The 14,823-nt window shown below is 29.3% G+C and carries 19 protein-coding genes and 1 tRNA gene; 12 read left to right on the top strand and 8 right to left on the bottom strand.

From position 1 onward, the window contains the following. Positions 1 to 56 precede the first annotated feature (56 nt). The 4 genes from BST83_RS20440 to BST83_RS04325 all read left to right on the top strand — a co-directional run bounded on the left by BST83_RS20440 (position 57) and on the right by BST83_RS04325 (position 2,158). Positions 57 to 266 (top strand): hypothetical protein, encoded by a 210-nt coding sequence (locus BST83_RS20440; protein WP_240614645.1) that lies wholly within the window; start codon positions 57 to 59, stop codon positions 264 to 266. Positions 267 to 511: 245 nt separating this feature from the next. Then, entirely contained in the window at positions 512 to 793 is a 282-nt protein-coding gene (locus BST83_RS20435; protein ID WP_240614644.1) for a hypothetical protein, read from the top strand. Continuing rightward, complete coding sequence (locus BST83_RS04330; protein ID WP_240614643.1) at positions 774 to 1,592, top strand: DUF3822 family protein; 819 nt, start codon at positions 774 to 776, stop codon at positions 1,590 to 1,592. Before BST83_RS20435 ends, BST83_RS04330 begins: the two co-directional genes overlap by 20 nt. After that, positions 1,592 to 2,158, top strand: coding sequence for an RsmD family RNA methyltransferase (locus BST83_RS04325; RefSeq protein WP_104808732.1), 567 nt, complete (start codon positions 1,592 to 1,594; stop codon positions 2,156 to 2,158). The genes BST83_RS04330 and BST83_RS04325 overlap by 1 nt, the downstream gene beginning before the upstream one ends. Here BST83_RS04325 and BST83_RS04320 read toward each other — a convergent pair. The 6 genes from BST83_RS04320 to BST83_RS04300 all read right to left on the bottom strand — a co-directional run bounded on the left by BST83_RS04320 (position 2,155) and on the right by BST83_RS04300 (position 7,222). After that, on the bottom strand, positions 2,155 to 3,108 hold the full coding sequence (locus tag BST83_RS04320; RefSeq protein ID WP_104808731.1) for an AAA family ATPase: 954 nt from the start codon (positions 3,106 to 3,108) through the stop codon (positions 2,155 to 2,157). The genes BST83_RS04325 and BST83_RS04320 overlap by 4 nt on opposite strands. Next, positions 3,108 to 4,490: a peptidylprolyl isomerase gene (locus BST83_RS04315; protein WP_104808730.1), complete on the bottom strand. Its 1,383-nt coding sequence runs from the start codon at positions 4,488 to 4,490 to the stop codon at positions 3,108 to 3,110. Before BST83_RS04315 ends, BST83_RS04320 begins: the two co-directional genes overlap by 1 nt. Beyond that, positions 4,456 to 5,304, bottom strand: coding sequence for a hypothetical protein (locus BST83_RS04310; RefSeq protein ID WP_104808729.1), 849 nt, complete (start codon positions 5,302 to 5,304; stop codon positions 4,456 to 4,458). Before BST83_RS04310 ends, BST83_RS04315 begins: the two co-directional genes overlap by 35 nt. A gap of 22 nt (positions 5,305 to 5,326) precedes the next feature. Beyond that, entirely contained in the window at positions 5,327 to 6,673 is a 1,347-nt protein-coding gene (locus tag BST83_RS04305; protein ID WP_240614642.1) for a peptidylprolyl isomerase, read from the bottom strand. Between the two features lie 125 nt (positions 6,674 to 6,798). Continuing rightward, entirely contained in the window at positions 6,799 to 6,936 is a 138-nt protein-coding gene (locus tag BST83_RS20430; protein WP_240614641.1) for a hypothetical protein, read from the bottom strand. 4 nt (positions 6,937 to 6,940) lie between these two features. Beyond that, positions 6,941 to 7,222: a DUF493 family protein gene (locus BST83_RS04300; protein WP_104810784.1), complete on the bottom strand. Its 282-nt coding sequence runs from the start codon at positions 7,220 to 7,222 to the stop codon at positions 6,941 to 6,943. A 149-nt stretch (positions 7,223 to 7,371) separates the two neighbouring features. Between BST83_RS04300 and BST83_RS04295 the strand changes: the two genes are divergently transcribed. The 5 genes from BST83_RS04295 to BST83_RS04275 all read left to right on the top strand — a co-directional run bounded on the left by BST83_RS04295 (position 7,372) and on the right by BST83_RS04275 (position 11,854). Beyond that, positions 7,372 to 7,923, top strand: coding sequence for an AAA family ATPase (locus BST83_RS04295; protein WP_104810783.1), 552 nt, complete (start codon positions 7,372 to 7,374; stop codon positions 7,921 to 7,923). Continuing rightward, positions 7,920 to 9,809, top strand: coding sequence for a RecQ family ATP-dependent DNA helicase (locus tag BST83_RS04290; RefSeq protein WP_205853551.1), 1,890 nt, complete (start codon positions 7,920 to 7,922; stop codon positions 9,807 to 9,809). The genes BST83_RS04295 and BST83_RS04290 overlap by 4 nt, the downstream gene beginning before the upstream one ends. A 4-nt stretch (positions 9,810 to 9,813) precedes the next feature. After that, positions 9,814 to 10,758, top strand: a complete 945-nt coding sequence (gene fmt / locus BST83_RS04285; RefSeq protein ID WP_205853550.1) for a methionyl-tRNA formyltransferase — start codon at positions 9,814 to 9,816, stop codon at positions 10,756 to 10,758. Positions 10,759 to 10,944: 186 nt separating this feature from the next. Next, the gene (locus tag BST83_RS04280) at positions 10,945 to 11,217 is read left to right on the top strand and encodes an HU family DNA-binding protein (protein ID WP_104808727.1); all 273 of its coding nucleotides are present in this window, start codon (positions 10,945 to 10,947) and stop codon (positions 11,215 to 11,217) included. Between the two features lie 79 nt (positions 11,218 to 11,296). Beyond that, positions 11,297 to 11,854: a YqgE/AlgH family protein gene (locus BST83_RS04275; protein ID WP_104808726.1), complete on the top strand. Its 558-nt coding sequence runs from the start codon at positions 11,297 to 11,299 to the stop codon at positions 11,852 to 11,854. On the opposite strand, the gene BST83_RS04270 is transcribed toward BST83_RS04275, so the two are convergent. Next, on the bottom strand, positions 11,851 to 12,684 hold the full coding sequence (locus tag BST83_RS04270) for an aminotransferase class IV (RefSeq protein ID WP_104808725.1): 834 nt from the start codon (positions 12,682 to 12,684) through the stop codon (positions 11,851 to 11,853). The genes BST83_RS04275 and BST83_RS04270 overlap by 4 nt on opposite strands. 99 nt (positions 12,685 to 12,783) lie before the next feature. Further along, positions 12,784 to 13,167, bottom strand: a complete 384-nt coding sequence (locus BST83_RS04265; protein WP_104808724.1) for an START-like domain-containing protein — start codon at positions 13,165 to 13,167, stop codon at positions 12,784 to 12,786. 110 nt (positions 13,168 to 13,277) lie between these two features. On the opposite strand from BST83_RS04265, the gene BST83_RS04260 reads away from it, so the two are divergent. From BST83_RS04260 to BST83_RS19785, 3 genes are all read left to right on the top strand, one after another. Next, a tRNA-Met gene (locus BST83_RS04260) sits at positions 13,278 to 13,351 on the top strand. A gap of 516 nt (positions 13,352 to 13,867) precedes the next feature. Then, the gene (locus BST83_RS04255; RefSeq protein WP_104808723.1) at positions 13,868 to 14,119 is read left to right on the top strand and encodes a hypothetical protein; all 252 of its coding nucleotides are present in this window, start codon (positions 13,868 to 13,870) and stop codon (positions 14,117 to 14,119) included. Positions 14,120 to 14,617: 498 nt separating this feature from the next. Then, positions 14,618 to 14,770, top strand: coding sequence for a hypothetical protein (locus BST83_RS19785; protein WP_170062736.1), 153 nt, complete (start codon positions 14,618 to 14,620; stop codon positions 14,768 to 14,770). Positions 14,771 to 14,823: the final 53 nt, after the last annotated feature.

Genomic DNA, 14,823 nt, shown 5'->3' with positions numbered 1-14,823 from the left:
TTATGATTAAAAAAAAAGTGTAGATTTGCGATAAGACTATTAAAAAACAATATAAAATGAATTTATTACTAATGATTATAGTAGCTATCGTGGCTGCTGTTGCTGTAGCCTTTGTTGTAGTTAAATATTTGCCATTAAAATTAAGATGGATTCCGTCCGTTATACTATTGCTTCTAGCAATATTTTTAGGGGTTAAGATTTATGATGGAATTTTAGAACCAATTAAATTTAATGAAGAAAAATTGGAAAATTTTCAGTTGTTGTAGATAACTTAAAAATTATCAGAGATGCAGAAGTAAAGTATTACGAAGTAAACTCTCAATACACTGCCGACAAAGCTGGTTTAATTAATTTTATTAATACAGCCCGATTAGCAATTACTGAAACTAAAACAATTGTAGAGCAAATTAATAAAGGTGGTGGGGTAATTATCGATGAAGAAAAAAGAGTTACAGACACTATTGGTTATGAACCTGTTTTAAAGTATTTCAAAAACAGAAACTTTAAAGATATGTTTAAAGTTCCTGGAACAAATGGTATAGAATTTGAAATAGAGGTTGGATCAGTAGAAAAAGTACCAGGTCTTGTTGTAGCAACTTTTAGAGCAAGAACACCTAAAAAAGGAATTTTAGCAGGTATGAATGAATCTCTATTGAAACAAGAAATAGAAGCGGTTGAAAATGACCAAATAAAAGGTGAATTTGTTTCTGTAGGTTCTTTAGAAGAAGTTACTACTGGTGGAAACTGGCCGCCTGCTTATGATAAAAAAGACCGTGCAAAAGAAGATCAGTAAAATTTCTTTAAAGAAAACAAAAGATATAGCATTATCCATCCAATTTAGTTTGGATGGATTTTCTTTTTGTGTTACTGACACAGAGACAAAAGAGAAAATTTATTTTACCGAATATCAATTTGAAGAAACGCTAAACTCTCCCGAAGAATTACTTGAAAAAATTGAGTATATTTTTAAAAATAACACTAATTTACAACGTGAATACACTTCGGTATTAGTGATCCATAAAAATAATTTAGCAACACTTGTACCTTCAAAATATTTTGATCAAAATTCTTTAGCATCCTATCTTAATTTTAATATTAAAACCTTAAATACCGATTTTATAGCCTTTGATGAAATAAACTCCATGGATGCTAAAAATGTGTATGTACCCTATATAAACATCAACAATTATTTATTTCAAAATTTTGGTGAATTTGAATATAGGCATCATCATACCATTTTAATAGAAAAACTATTGATGCTTGACCGCTCAAATGAAAAAACAATGTTTATTAATGTGTCTAAAAACTCATTTGACATAGTTGTTATAGAAAATAAAAAAATAGTTTTTTCGAACTCATTTTTATATCAAACAAAAGAAGATTTTATCTATTATGTTTTATTTACAGCGGAACAAATTCAATTAAATACCGCAATTTTTAAGTTGTATTTTATCGGTGAAATTAAAGTTGAATCAGAAATTTATAAAATTGCTTACAAATACATTAAAAACATCTTTTTCTTAGAAAGTCAAAATTCCATTTTCAAAGATTTAGAAGCACCAAATCACTCTAACTTCATACTACTAGGATAATGAGAATAATATCAGGAAAACTAAAAGCAAGACGTTTAAGAGCGCCTAAAAACCTTCCAGTTCGTCCAACTACAGATATGGCAAAAGAAGCGTTGTTTAACATCTTAAACAATCAATATTACTTTGAGAGCATAACAGTTATTGACCTGTTTTCAGGAACTGGAAATATTAGTTACGAATTTGCCTCTAGAGGTACCAAAAGTATTTATGCGGTTGATGCTAATTTTAACTGCATTAAATTTATAAATACCACAGCTAAAGAATTAGAATTAGACATTATTACATATAAAAGTGATGTATATAAATTTTTAGAAAAAACACCTTTACAAGCAGATATTATTTTTGCGGATCCTCCTTATGATTTTGAACTTGAGAAGTTTTTAGAAATCATTGAAACTGTTTTTACTAGAAATATGCTAAATGAAGATGGTGTTTTAATTATAGAACATTCTAAACACACCGATTTAACGACTCATACAAAGCATCGATATGATAAACGTTATGGTGGAAATGTGTTTAGCTTTTTTGAAAATTCTGCAGAAGAGGAAGAAGAAAATAAAAGTTAAAGCAGAGATTCTATAATATCAGAAATTGAGACTCCTTCTGCTTCTGCCTTATAATTTTTAACTATTCTGTGCGATAAGATTGGCATTACTACTGCCTTAACATCCTCTATATCTGGCGAATACTTGCCATTTATTGCGGCATGTGCTTTTGCCGCTAAAATTAAATTTTGCGATGCTCTAGGTCCGGCTCCCCAATCTAAATAACTTTTCACTAATTCTGTAGCTTCCTTAGATTTTGGCCTTGTTTTACCAACCAAAGTAACTGCATACTCTATTACATTATCAGTAACTGGTATTTTTCTGATCAGTTTTTGAATTGCGATAATGTCTTCACTAGAAAACAATGCATTTACTTTTTGTTCTATATTACTAGTGGTGCTTTTTACAACTTCGACTTCTTCCTTAAATGATGGGTATTCTAAGTTAATAGAAAACATAAAACGATCTAATTGCGCTTCTGGTAAAGGATACGTTCCTTCTTGCTCAATTGGGTTTTGAGTTGCCAATACAAAAAATGGTAGGTCTAATTTATAATGACTTCCAGAAACGGTTACAGAGCGTTCTTGCATTGCTTCTAACAACGCTGCTTGCGTTTTTGGCGGAGTTCTATTAATTTCATCAGCCAAAACGATGTTAGAAAAAATTGGACCTTTAATAAATTTAAAATGCCTATTTTCATCTAATATTTCGCTTCCTAAAATATCTGAAGGCATTAAATCTGGTGTAAATTGTATGCGCTTAAAATTTAATCCTAATGCATTCGAAACTGTATTTACCAATAAAGTTTTGGCCAAACCTGGCACTCCAATTAGTAAAGAATGACCACCACAAAAAATCGATAACAGTGTGAATTTCACAGCTTCTTGTTGACCAATAATTACTTTACCAATTTCAGATTTTAATGAATTATATTGAACTACTAATTCATTTACAGCTTTCACATCAGACATTATTTACTTTGTTTCTTTTTTCCAATTTTTTTAAAAGTACACTTGCTGTGTGTTTCAGACATTTTAATATAAGTATCTTTTATCTTTTCTTTAGACCATTTTGTAACGGTTTCTTCTTTCTTTTTTCTTAATGCTAAATCTTGAACCTTTACATAATCTTCAACCAAATCGGCAATATGAGTGTCTGTTCTATCTTTCATTAAAATAAATTTAAACATTTTCTCGCCACTTCTATTTTGATCAAAAAACACATCCGAAAGCTCTCCTTTTTTCAACTCAGCCACTCTTGCATATAAATCTGGATCCATTCTTGTTAAATCAAATTTAGAATCACCTGTGTATGGATTTGCGATTGCACCTCCGTTATTTTTGGTTTCTTTATCTTCAGAATACTTTTTAACAGCTTCTTCAAAGTCAATTTTTCCATCTTTAATATCTTTCGCTAGTTGTTCTACTCTCTCTTTCGTATCTTTTAATCTCGTATCAGGAATATCTGGCTGCATCAATATGTGTGATGCAACTCTCATATTTCCTTTAATTTCGTGCAATTGCATTAAATGATACCCGAAATCTGACTTAAAAGGTTTAGAAACTTGACCCACGTCTAAACTAAAAGCCATTTCTTTAAATTCTTTTATAAAAGGTGAATCTTTGGTTACTTCATATTGTCCGCCATTTTGGGTAACTCCTGGATCCTGAGAATTAATAATCGCTTTCATTTTAAAACTAGCTCCGTCTGCTATTTGCTTTTTAATCTCTTCTAATTGAGTAACAATTCTATCATTTTCTTCTTTCGTTGGGGCAGCGTATAGAACAATTTGCGCCAATTCTATTTCTGCAGGAAATTCTGGTAATTCTCCACTATTTTTTAAACCGTTATAATACAGACGGACTTCCTCTGGAGTAACATCTACTTTATCAGTAATTTTTTCCTGTTCTTTTTCGATTAAAACACTCTCCTTTTGAACAGTAAATAACTCCTTTTTTAAGTCGTCTAAATCATTAAAACCATAAGCCGCAATTACTTTATCTTCACTACCATATTGTTCTGTGAAATACCTTACACTTTGCTCTACTCTGCTATTAATATCTACATCAGAAACGACTATACTATCCACAACTGCATGATGTGCTAAGAGTTTTTGTTGCATTAACTCTTCCAACATTTCACAGTCTGAAATGGTGATTTTACCTTCTGATCTAACTTCTACTTCTTGTTTAAATTTTTCTATGTCAGAGTCTAAAACAATGTTTTTACCAATAACTACAGCAACCCCATCTATTTTTATTTTTTGAGCAAAAGTTGAAATACTTATCAACCCAAAAAAAACTGCTAAAACAGTTAATTTAGTATACTTTAAAATTGTTGTTCTTTGTTGCATCTTTAACCAATATTTTTTCTATGTCTCTAATTAATTCAATTTTACGTTTATGTAAAATCATTTGTTTTATGGTAGATTTAATATAGCTCAATGGAGCCGTATCATTCCTAATTAAAACCTCTTTTATAGCCGCCAAATATAACCCTAATGAATCTTGTTTTTGGAGTAATTTTGATTTTTTTAACATATTATCCTTTGAAAAAGGAAGTTTTAACAAAACCTTATCTAATTGTGTCCAAACAGAATCGTTAAATTGGAAATGCTTAAAACTTAGTTGTTGTTTTTCTAACTTTTCTAAATCTTCAATTTTTTCTGATGCAAATAATTTTATAAGCTCATTTTTATTAATTAGTTTTTTATCAAAATGAAGATATTTGATTTTCACGAGCTCCTCATTCAGTTTAAAGTTTTCTTTATTTTTAAAGTAAAAATCAACAATTTCTTCGTCTTTAATAAGGGTATCTAATTGCTGTTTAATCAAAATTTCTTTATAATTATTAATCAGTAGACTTTCTCGGTAATCTTTAACTAAAAGCTCAATTTCATTAATTTCCTCTATAGAGTTGTTGTTTTCTGCTTTTTGAAGTAATATTTGTTTTATTGCCCAATTATTAATAAAACTTTTCACCAAAATAACACTATCCTCTTTACTTATATATTCCGGTAAAATGCTAAGTAAATCTTTTTTATGAAGCTTTTGTGTATTTACAATTGCAACAATTTCTAAGGCTACTTCTTCATCTTCTTGCATTTTAAAATAAGTACAAGAATTTAATAGAAGTATCCCAAAGAATGCAATTATAAAATGTTTCATTAGTTGCTTTTATAAAATTTAATTAATTTTTAAGCTGTCTTTTATTAACCTCTATTAAACTCTTTCTTCTTAAATCTGATATCCAATTTTCATCCAAAAAGCTCTGATAATCATTCATTACTTCTCCTTTAATTTTATCTAATTCTTTTGGCTGATACTTTTTAATATTGGCATCAAAAAAATTCTTTAAACCTAGTGTGTCTTTAGATGATTTTTCCCAAATTTTTTGTTGCATTAATTCAAACAATAATAAACCGTCTTCATATTCCTGCAAAGTATATGCAAATTCTGGTTCTGTTTTCTCTAAATTATCTTTATGATAGGATAAAATTTCTGAATCCTTAAAATCTTCAAAACTTTGAAAAATAGGAACATTTCTTAGATTTTTAAGGTAATCTGCAAATTGTTCTTGAGTGATTTTCTTCTCATTTATTGATAAAATTATTGATTGAAGTGAATCTTTAGAAATTGATTTTAGATTTGATCTATTAAAAATTTCTTTAGCATCTTCATTTTCTACAATTGAATACTTTTTCTTCAATTTATTGATTATCGCTTTTTGAGATAATTGAGCTCTATCGCCAGATCTAACTTTATTTTTCAATTCACTTTCCATTTCACTAAAAGGTGCGATAGGATGCTTTTTAATTAATTGAACAATATGCCATCCAAAACGCGTTTGAAATGGTTTAGAATACTCATCTTCCTTTTCCAAACTAAAAGCAACATCTTCAAAAGGTTTTACCATCATACCAGTTCCGAATTGTCTCAATTTCCCTCCTTTAGATTTTGTACCAACATCACTAGAGTACTGTCTTGCTAAAGCACCAAATTGCGCATCACTCTCTAGTTTTTTATACACTTCATTTGCCAGTTCTTTACCTATAGAAGAAGTATCATTTATTAAAATATGAGCAACCTCAACCTCACCTTTCGATTGTCTTAAAGAATCAACTTGTAAAATATGATATCCAAAACTGGTTCTAAAAGGATCTGAAACTTGACCAATTTTAGTAGTATAAGCAGCAGCTTCAAAAGGATACACCATTTTAAAAGCAGAGAAATAACCCAAATTACCGCTATTCCCAGATCTACCAGATTTTTGATCATCTCTTGCAGAAGGATCTTCAGAAACTTCTAATGCAACCTCTTCAAAAGCTTCTCCTTTAACAATTCTATCTCTAATTTTTATAATTTTCTGATACGCTTCTAAAGTATCTTTTGGGCTAGGAATCTTTGGTGTTGTAATTAAAATATGTTTTGCTTTAACTTCGTGCTTTGTTCTAAAATAAGCGTCTTTTACAAGCTTATTTATAAACGCAGAATCTTGCATATAAGGTGCGGAAAGCTGGTTTCTGTATGTTTCCATTTCCTTTACATACGTGGTTAAAGTGTCTAATTTTATTGCATATGCGTCTTTAACTTTAAGCTTGTAATTAATGAAAAGGTCTAAATTTTTCTCGACATCTTTTGCTTCTTCGTTATCAATAGCATCTAAATTTTTTCATAAATTCTTTTAAAATCAGAAATGGTTGTTTTTTTACCATCAATAGTAACTAACACTTTGCTTTTCTTTTGTGCAAAAACGATACTTGAACAGCCTAATACGGCTAAAAATACTAACTTTCTCATAAATTTATAATGATATAATTCCTTTAATTTTTTCTGCTTTTTTGTAATACTCAATTACTTTACTAGCACTTTCTATCTGTAATACGACAGAAAGACTAGAATATTTTCCTGTTTTTGATTTTTTTGTTTTAATAACAGCACCTGCATTATTAAATATTTTTTGCACTTCTTCGAACTGATTTTCATCCGTAGGCACAATAAATTTATACATATACTCCCCAGGAAAACTTGTTGTATCCTTTAGCTGAAGCTCTAATTTGGTGTAAAAAGCATTTTTTTCGCTCATTTCGCTCATATTTCCATCTCTTTTAACTATTTATAGAATAACAACCCACAATATTACATTAAAAATTAGTTTTATAAAGCGAATGATTTATTTTTGTGCAACTCGAATTTCGGGTAAAAATCAAAATCAATAACTCTAAGACAAAATACTTGCAAAAATATCAGCAAAAAATCGTTTTAATTGGTGGCCCAGGAACAGGAAAAACAACTGTTTTAAATAAATTGAAAGAAAAAGGTTTTTTCTGCTTTCATGAAGTTTCTAGAGACGTTATTTTAAAAGCGCAAAATAAAGGAATTGAACAGCTTTTTTTAACAGAACCACTTTTATTTAGTGAAATGCTTTTAGAAGGAAGAGAGGAACAATTTTTATCAGCTGAAAAAAGACAAGAAAATGTTATCTTTTTTGATAGAGGAATTCCTGATGTTCATGCATATATGAATTATTTTAAAACCGATTTTCCTGCTACTTTTTTAGAAAAAAGCAAGCAATATAAATATGATATTATCATACACTTTTCTCCTTGGAAAGAAATACATATAACTGATAATGAGCGCTATGAAACTTTTGAAGAATCTTCTGTAATTGATACTTTTTTACTAAGCGCCTATTCCGAATTGGGTTATAAAATTATAAATGTTCCTTTTGGATCTGTGGATGAAAGAACTAATTTTATCATTAATTTGCTTTCTTGCGAATTATGATTTCTGCAAAAGAAATAATACAAGAGTACTGGAATTTTTCTTCTTTTAAAGAACCTCAAGAAGAAATCATAAATGCTGTTTTAGAACAAAAAGATGTAATTGCCTTATTGCCAACCGGTGGCGGAAAATCAATTTGTTTTCAAGTTCCAGCTTTGGTAAAAGACGGCGTTTGCATTGTAATTTCACCTTTAATTGCATTAATGCAAGATCAAGTTGAAAATCTAAATAAACGAAATATAAAAGCCACGACTATAAAATCGGGTACTTCCCAAAATGAAATTATTACACTTTTTGACAATATTAAATTCGGAAATATCAAGTTCCTATATATTTCTCCAGAAAGATTACAATCCACTTTTATTCAGCAAAAAATACAGGAATTAAACGTTTCTTTTGTTGCAATTGATGAGGCACATTGTATCTCTGAATGGGGTCAAGATTTTAGACCTTCTTACCGAAATATTAAAATATTGAAAGAGCTAATTCCGGATGTAAATTTTATCGCACTCACGGCAACTGCAAACAATATCGTTTTAAAAGATATTGCAGAAAACCTTGAATTAGAAAATCCGCAGATTTTTAGAAAGTCTTTTGAAAGAGAAAATTTAGCCTATCAAGTTTTTACAGTCGAAGATAAATTATTAAAGCTCGAACAAATTTTTACGAAGACTAAAGAGCCCGCAATTATTTATGTCACTTCTAGAAAAAGAACTGAAGAAATTAGTAATTTTTTGAATGCTAAAAATTATAAAAGCAGTTTTTATCACGGAGGTTTATCAGCTAAAGAAAAGCAAATTTCTTTTAATAATTGGATGACGGAAAGAACACCAATTATAGTTTCTACAAATGCATTCGGAATGGGAATTGATAAACCAAATGTTGCCATTGTAGTGCATTTTGATTTGCCTTTTAGCATCGAAAATTACATTCAAGAATCTGGTAGAGCAGGAAGAAATGGAACTAAATCTTTTGCGGTTTTATTTAAAAATGAAAACGATATTAATGTATATAAAAAGCAAGTAAAAAAGGCACTGCCAAGCATTGCTGAAGTGAAAGAAGTTCACAGACAATTATACCAATTTTTTAGAATCGCAAAAGGTGAAATTATTGATAAATTTTATAGTTTTAACCTTCTAGAATTCTCTAAAATTTACAACTTTACAGCCGTAAAAGTAGATTCAATTTTAAAGATTCTATCTAATAATGGCATTATCGAACTTACAAATACGTACAATCAAAAATCTACAATAATTTTTAATTCCACTAGTAAAAACGTCATTTTATACGCTATAAGTAATATCTATACCAAGAGCTTTATAGATTCATTATTAAGAACTTACAGTGGTATATTTAAACAAGAAGTTAAGGTAGATGAATTTTTACTCGCTAAGAAAAATAATATTACTTCTAGGCAAGTAATTGCCAATTTAGAACAATTAGAAAAAGAAAATATTCTTACTTACAACAGCGTAAAGACAGATACAGAAATTCGGTTTTTAGTTCCTAGAGAAGATGATTTAACAATCAATAGATACTCGAGAGAAATCAATCAATTTTTAAAACAAAAAGAAAAAAAGTCAGAAGATTTTTTAGCCTACATCCAGAATAATAACACTTGCAGAAACACACAAATATTAGATTATTTTGATGAAAAATCAAAAAAAATATGTGGCATTTGCGATGTTTGTTTGTCAAAAAAAAGAATAAAAAAAGTTGCTATTTCTTTAGAAATTTTAGCACTTTTAAGAGAAAAGAACGCATTAACATCGCAAGAAATAAATCAGCATTTAAAGGCAAATGAAAAAGACATTTTAATACATTTGCGTCAACTTTTATCCGAAGATAAAATACAAATGAACCATCAAAATAAATACCAACTAAAATAAAATCATGAAAGATGTACGTATCGTTTTTATGGGAACTCCAGATTTTGCTGTTACCATTTTAAAGCATTTAGTAGACAACAATTACAACATCGTTGGTGTAATTACAGCTGCAGATAAACCCGCTGGAAGAGGCAGAAAACTAAACGAATCTGACATAAAAAAATATGCGCTGTCTAAAAATTTAAACATCCTACAGCCAAAAAATTTGAAAAACGAAGATTTTCATCAAAAATTAAAAGCCTTAAATGCCGATTTACAAATTGTGGTTGCGTTTAGAATGTTGCCAGAAGCAGTTTGGAAAATGCCTAAATTTGGCACTTTTAATCTCCATGCATCATTATTACCTCAATATAGGGGTGCAGCACCAATTCATTGGGCAGTTATAAATGGCGAAACCAAAACGGGAGTTACCACTTTCTTTATTGATGATAAAATTGATACAGGAGAAATAATTTTACAGGAAGAAATTGCAATTTTAAATAACGAAACTGTTGGTACTTTGCATGACAAATTGATGTTTTTAGGAGCCGATTTAGTTGCTAAAACTATTGATTTAATTTCTGATGGAAATATTATTACCAAAAAACAACCCGAATTAGAAAAGAAATCTGCACCAAAACTAAATCCAGAAAATACAAAAGTAGACTGGACAGATTCTTTGGATACCATATATAATAAAATTAGAGGCTTAAATCCTTTTCCGGCCGCTTGGACAATCATAAAAAATGATGGTGAAGAAATATCAGCAAAAATTTATGCCATTCAAAAAGAAATAACTGAGCATAAATTTGCTACAGGAAAAATAATTACTACTAAAAAAGAGATGAAAGTAGCAGTAAATAACGGATTTATAATTATTGAAGAAATCAAACTTTCTGGTAAGAAAAAAATGGATGTAAAAAGTCTTTTAAATGGTTATACATTTTCTAAAAAAGCAGAAATGCTTTAACCCTTTATTGATAAGGTTTTAAGAGTTTTTGATTTTTCAACCCTACCTTATTAACAATTTGACGCTATTTATTAACAAAATAGCGCTTTTTTTGAGGTCAAACTTGCGTAAACCCTTAATCCGTCTATATTTGTTAAGCTTATAAAGCAAAAAATAATATTCAATTAATTTTAAAATCTATTTATTATGAACAAGTCTGATTTAATCGATGCAATGGCTGCTGACGCAGGAATTTCTAAAGTAGCAGCTAAGGCAGCTTTAGAGTCTTTTACAGGTAATGTAACTTCTGCTTTAAAAGGTGGTGGTAAAGTTGCTTTAGTTGGTTTTGGTACTTTTTCAGTTTCTAACAGAGCTGCAAGAAGTGGTAGAAACCCACAAACTGGAAAAACTATTCAAATTGCTGCTAAAAATGTAGCGAAATTTAAAGCTGGAGCTGGATTAAGCGAAGCTGTAAACTAATACGTTACAACGTAAAGCTATAAGAAAACTCTCTTTTTGGAGAGTTTTTTTTATTCCTATATTTTACATACATTTACTTATGAGCCATTTAAAACCCCTAAAAGGAAGATTATTAATAGCAGAACCCTCTATTTTAAATGATAGTTCTTTTAATAGAGCAATTATTTTAATCACAGAGCATACAGACAAAAATTCTGTTGGTTTTATTTTAAATAGACCCTTAGAATATACGCTTCAAGATTTATTACCAGAGATAAATTGTGATTTTACAATCTATCAAGGCGGACCTGTAGAACAAGATAATCTATATTTTGTGCATAACGTACCTCATTTGATACCAGGAAGTATTGAAGTTGATAGTGGTATATTTTGGGGTGGTAATTTTAAATCATTAAGAGATTTACTGAATAATGGTGGTTTAGAAAGCACCAATATTCGTTTTTTTCTTGGCTATTCTGGCTGGACAAAAAATCAACTTACGAATGAATTAAACCTAAATTCTTGGTTTATATCAGAAGATGACATTAAAAATATTTTATCCAAGGATGATGAATCTCTTTGGAGAAATAACATATTGCAAAAAGGTGGTGACTACAAACTTTGGGTAAATGCACCAAATGACGTTACTTTAAACTAAGAAGTAGTTACCTCTAAAACCTTTAAACTCTTGCTTATTTTATTAGAAAAACTTGTGGTGAATGTTTTCTTTTTATAATTAGTTACAGCCTGAACGCCCATAATAGCATTTGTAATAAAAACTTCATCTGCTTTTTGAATTTCGAAAGGAGAAATGGTGGTTTCTTCTATAGTAAAATCTTCATTTTTAGTAATTATTTCAATCACTTTTGTTCTGATTATACCTTTTATACATCCTTCTGTGTATGCCGGTGTTTTTACAACATTTCCTTTTAAAATAAAAATATTAGCGTTGGTAACTTCAACTACACCTTTATTTTCATTAATTAAAACACAGTTATCTAACTCATTTTCTTTCGCATAAATACTTGCCAAAGTGTTCACCATTCTGTTATTGGTTTTTATGGTTGACAATAATCCTGAATAATTATAAAAATCTTTAAAAATATCAACAGTGTAAATATCTTTAGTTACATAGGTGTTTGCTTTTGCATCAATAAAATAATCAATTTTATTTGTTTTTGGTGTGTATAAACCTCCATCTTTTCTATATACATTTAATCGAACTCTAAAAGAAATAGCAGTATCTTGAACTGCAACAGTTTTTAAAATTTCTTGCTCTAAAAACTCTAAAGTGAATTCCATTGGAATTTTCATACGCAACATTCTCATAGATGACATTAATCTAAAATAATGATCCTCCCAAAAAATAACTCTGTTATTACTCACTTTTATAGTTTCAAAAATTGCATCACCATATTTAAAACCCCTATTTTCGGGAGAAAGTTTCACATTTTCTTCAAACAATAATTCACCATTAAAATTAATCATCAATATATATTTAGAATTGCAAAACTACTACATTTTAATAAAAATAGGGCATAAAAAAAACCAGCAGTTTGCTGATTTTTATATATTTTTAAACAATTATTACGCACCAATTGTATGTTTTAATTCATCAATCTGATTTTCCCAAAGTTGTTTAGACTCTTCTACTTCATCTTCATCATCAGCAAAATCTGTAACAATTAATGAAACATCTTTTGTTAATGCGTCAACTTGAATCTTAATTTCAAAATAACTTTCATCATCTTTACTCTCTAACCACTTAAACCTGATTTTGTCTTCAGACTTTTTTGTAATTAATTCTGCTTTTTCTTCTACTCCTTCCCAAATAAAAGTAAATATTTCACCTCTAGAATTCACTTTGTCAGCAAACCACTCTTGCAAATTAGAAGGTGATGAAATGTACTGATACAGCATGCTAGGTGACGCACGAATAGGGATTTCTAATTCAAATTTTACTTTATCCATTCTTAAAATCTTTGATGGACAATATAGGTATTAAATCTATTTAAAAAAAATTAAAAACACTTCTTGCGTATATGTAAAAATCGATTATATTTGCACCCTCAAATACAAATGGCGAGGTAGCTCAGTTGGTTAGAGCGCAGGATTCATAACCCTGAGGTCACGAGTTCAAATCTCGTTCTCGCTACTATTTTAAATAAATAAAAAACAACAGTTTAGGCCTCTAAACTGTTGTTTTTTGCAATCAATTTATGATTACCTTCTGGGTACAACAAAAATTGAACACAATTTGGTTCGCGATTCGAAAGTTTTACCCCAATTTTCAACACCAAAAATTTACACAACAAAAGGGGATTTATCCAAGCGCTGATGTGTCTTTTTTTCTTTCAAAAATCCAAAAATAGGTAAATTCGAACAGATGGCAAATGCATTTGGTAAAGTAAACCACTACAAAACCAAAGAGTCTAGAATGAGTATCTTGTCTTCTTAAAGAAAGAACTTGTAGCTTTTATTAAAACTAGGCTTTAATCATTTTGTAGATAATTCTGAATTGTATCAGCAGTTGAAAACTACTGTTACTTAGAAAGAGATAACAGAAACTCCCAAAGAAGAAGTAATCCCAACTACAACAATAAACGTAGCTATAAAGATTGCTGTTAAGGAAGCCTTAGATGAAAATACGATTACTTCACTATTACAAAACGTGCTTGTAAAGGGAAAATTAGCTAAAACAACGAAAAGTACTATAGAAAACACTCAAAAAACGATTCCCATAAAACAACAAAATACTGAGAATAAAAATCAAGAAAGAATGTCTATTGCAAAAGCTTTTGACTTTGCATTAAGTTTGAAAGAAAAGGCAGTAAGTATTGGTACAATAAAAGATTATAGAAGAAAGATAAAACTATTCATTGCATTGATGGAAGAAACGTGTCCAAAAAAAAATATAAGGTAAATTTCTAGAAAAGATTTATTAGATTATTTTGATGGAATTGTCTTAAAAATAAGTGCAAGAAATCGTAATAAATATAGAACAGAGCTTGGAAGCATCTTTCAAGTAGTGAAAAATAATGAATTGGTTACTGAAAACTATATACAATCGATTCCTATTTTAAAATCCAAAACAGAAAGAAATAATGTAAATTTGACTGAATTAATAATTTAAAATAATAGCAGTTCAACATAGTTTGAACAGTGTAAATAAACCTCAAAAAGAGTCAACCTATATCGAAATAATACAGAATGCACTTTCCTGAAATTGGTTGACTAAAAATTAAACACTTAATTGTAGTCACTTATGAAAACACAAAAAGATCCCTGTCCAAAAAAAGTTTGCGAAAAAGTAACGTTTGAATTCAAATTATACATCGTTGACCAAATTCAGAATGGATAAATATCGGCTAACTTTACTGCTGAAAAATATACTATTTCTAGATCTACTAGAACCTATTGGTTGAAAAAATATAGTAATTTAGAAAATCAAAATAACAACACAAATAAAGACAAAGAGATTAAAAAACTCAAGGAGGGTATTGAAGAATTAGAGTTTGTAAAAAACTTTCAACAAGATATGATTCCAGGCCTTAAAATCATCACTGGGTTCTAGGTGCAAAAAAACCAAGCGAAGTGCATTGAAATCGGAATATAACATATAAATTA

Source organism: Polaribacter filamentus, from assembly GCF_002943715.1.
Lineage (GTDB): Bacteria > Bacteroidota > Bacteroidia > Flavobacteriales > Flavobacteriaceae > Polaribacter > Polaribacter filamentus.
Note: the sequence above shows the minus strand (reverse complement) of the source record. Positions and strands in the feature narration are given on the sequence as shown.

What these genes read in the sequence shown, in the direction of transcription:
- BST83_RS20440 (WP_240614645.1), top strand. Translation starts at nt 57, where the DNA reads ATGAATTTATTACTAATGATTATAGTAGCTATCGTGGCTGCTGTTGCT.
- BST83_RS20435 (WP_240614644.1), top strand. Translation starts at nt 512, where the DNA reads ATGTTTAAAGTTCCTGGAACAAATGGTATAGAATTTGAAATAGAGGTT.
- BST83_RS04325 (WP_104808732.1), top strand. Translation starts at nt 1,592, where the DNA reads ATGAGAATAATATCAGGAAAACTAAAAGCAAGACGTTTAAGAGCGCCT.
- BST83_RS04320 (WP_104808731.1), bottom strand. Translation starts at nt 3,108, where the DNA reads ATGTCTGATGTGAAAGCTGTAAATGAATTAGTAGTTCAATATAATTCA.
- BST83_RS04315 (WP_104808730.1), bottom strand. Translation starts at nt 4,490, where the DNA reads ATGCAACAAAGAACAACAATTTTAAAGTATACTAAATTAACTGTTTTA.
- BST83_RS04310 (WP_104808729.1), bottom strand. Translation starts at nt 5,304, where the DNA reads ATGAAACATTTTATAATTGCATTCTTTGGGATACTTCTATTAAATTCT.
- BST83_RS04305 (WP_240614642.1), bottom strand. Translation starts at nt 6,673, where the DNA reads ATGGAAACATACAGAAACCAGCTTTCCGCACCTTATATGCAAGATTCT.
- BST83_RS20430 (WP_240614641.1), bottom strand. Translation starts at nt 6,936, where the DNA reads ATGAGAAAGTTAGTATTTTTAGCCGTATTAGGCTGTTCAAGTATCGTT.
- BST83_RS04300 (WP_104810784.1), bottom strand. Translation starts at nt 7,222, where the DNA reads ATGAGCGAAAAAAATGCTTTTTACACCAAATTAGAGCTTCAGCTAAAG.
- BST83_RS04290 (WP_205853551.1), top strand. Translation starts at nt 7,920, where the DNA reads ATGATTTCTGCAAAAGAAATAATACAAGAGTACTGGAATTTTTCTTCT.
- fmt (WP_205853550.1), top strand. Translation starts at nt 9,814, where the DNA reads ATGAAAGATGTACGTATCGTTTTTATGGGAACTCCAGATTTTGCTGTT.
- BST83_RS04280 (WP_104808727.1), top strand. Translation starts at nt 10,945, where the DNA reads ATGAACAAGTCTGATTTAATCGATGCAATGGCTGCTGACGCAGGAATT.
- BST83_RS04275 (WP_104808726.1), top strand. Translation starts at nt 11,297, where the DNA reads ATGAGCCATTTAAAACCCCTAAAAGGAAGATTATTAATAGCAGAACCC.
- BST83_RS04270 (WP_104808725.1), bottom strand. Translation starts at nt 12,684, where the DNA reads ATGATTAATTTTAATGGTGAATTATTGTTTGAAGAAAATGTGAAACTT.
- BST83_RS04265 (WP_104808724.1), bottom strand. Translation starts at nt 13,167, where the DNA reads ATGGATAAAGTAAAATTTGAATTAGAAATCCCTATTCGTGCGTCACCT.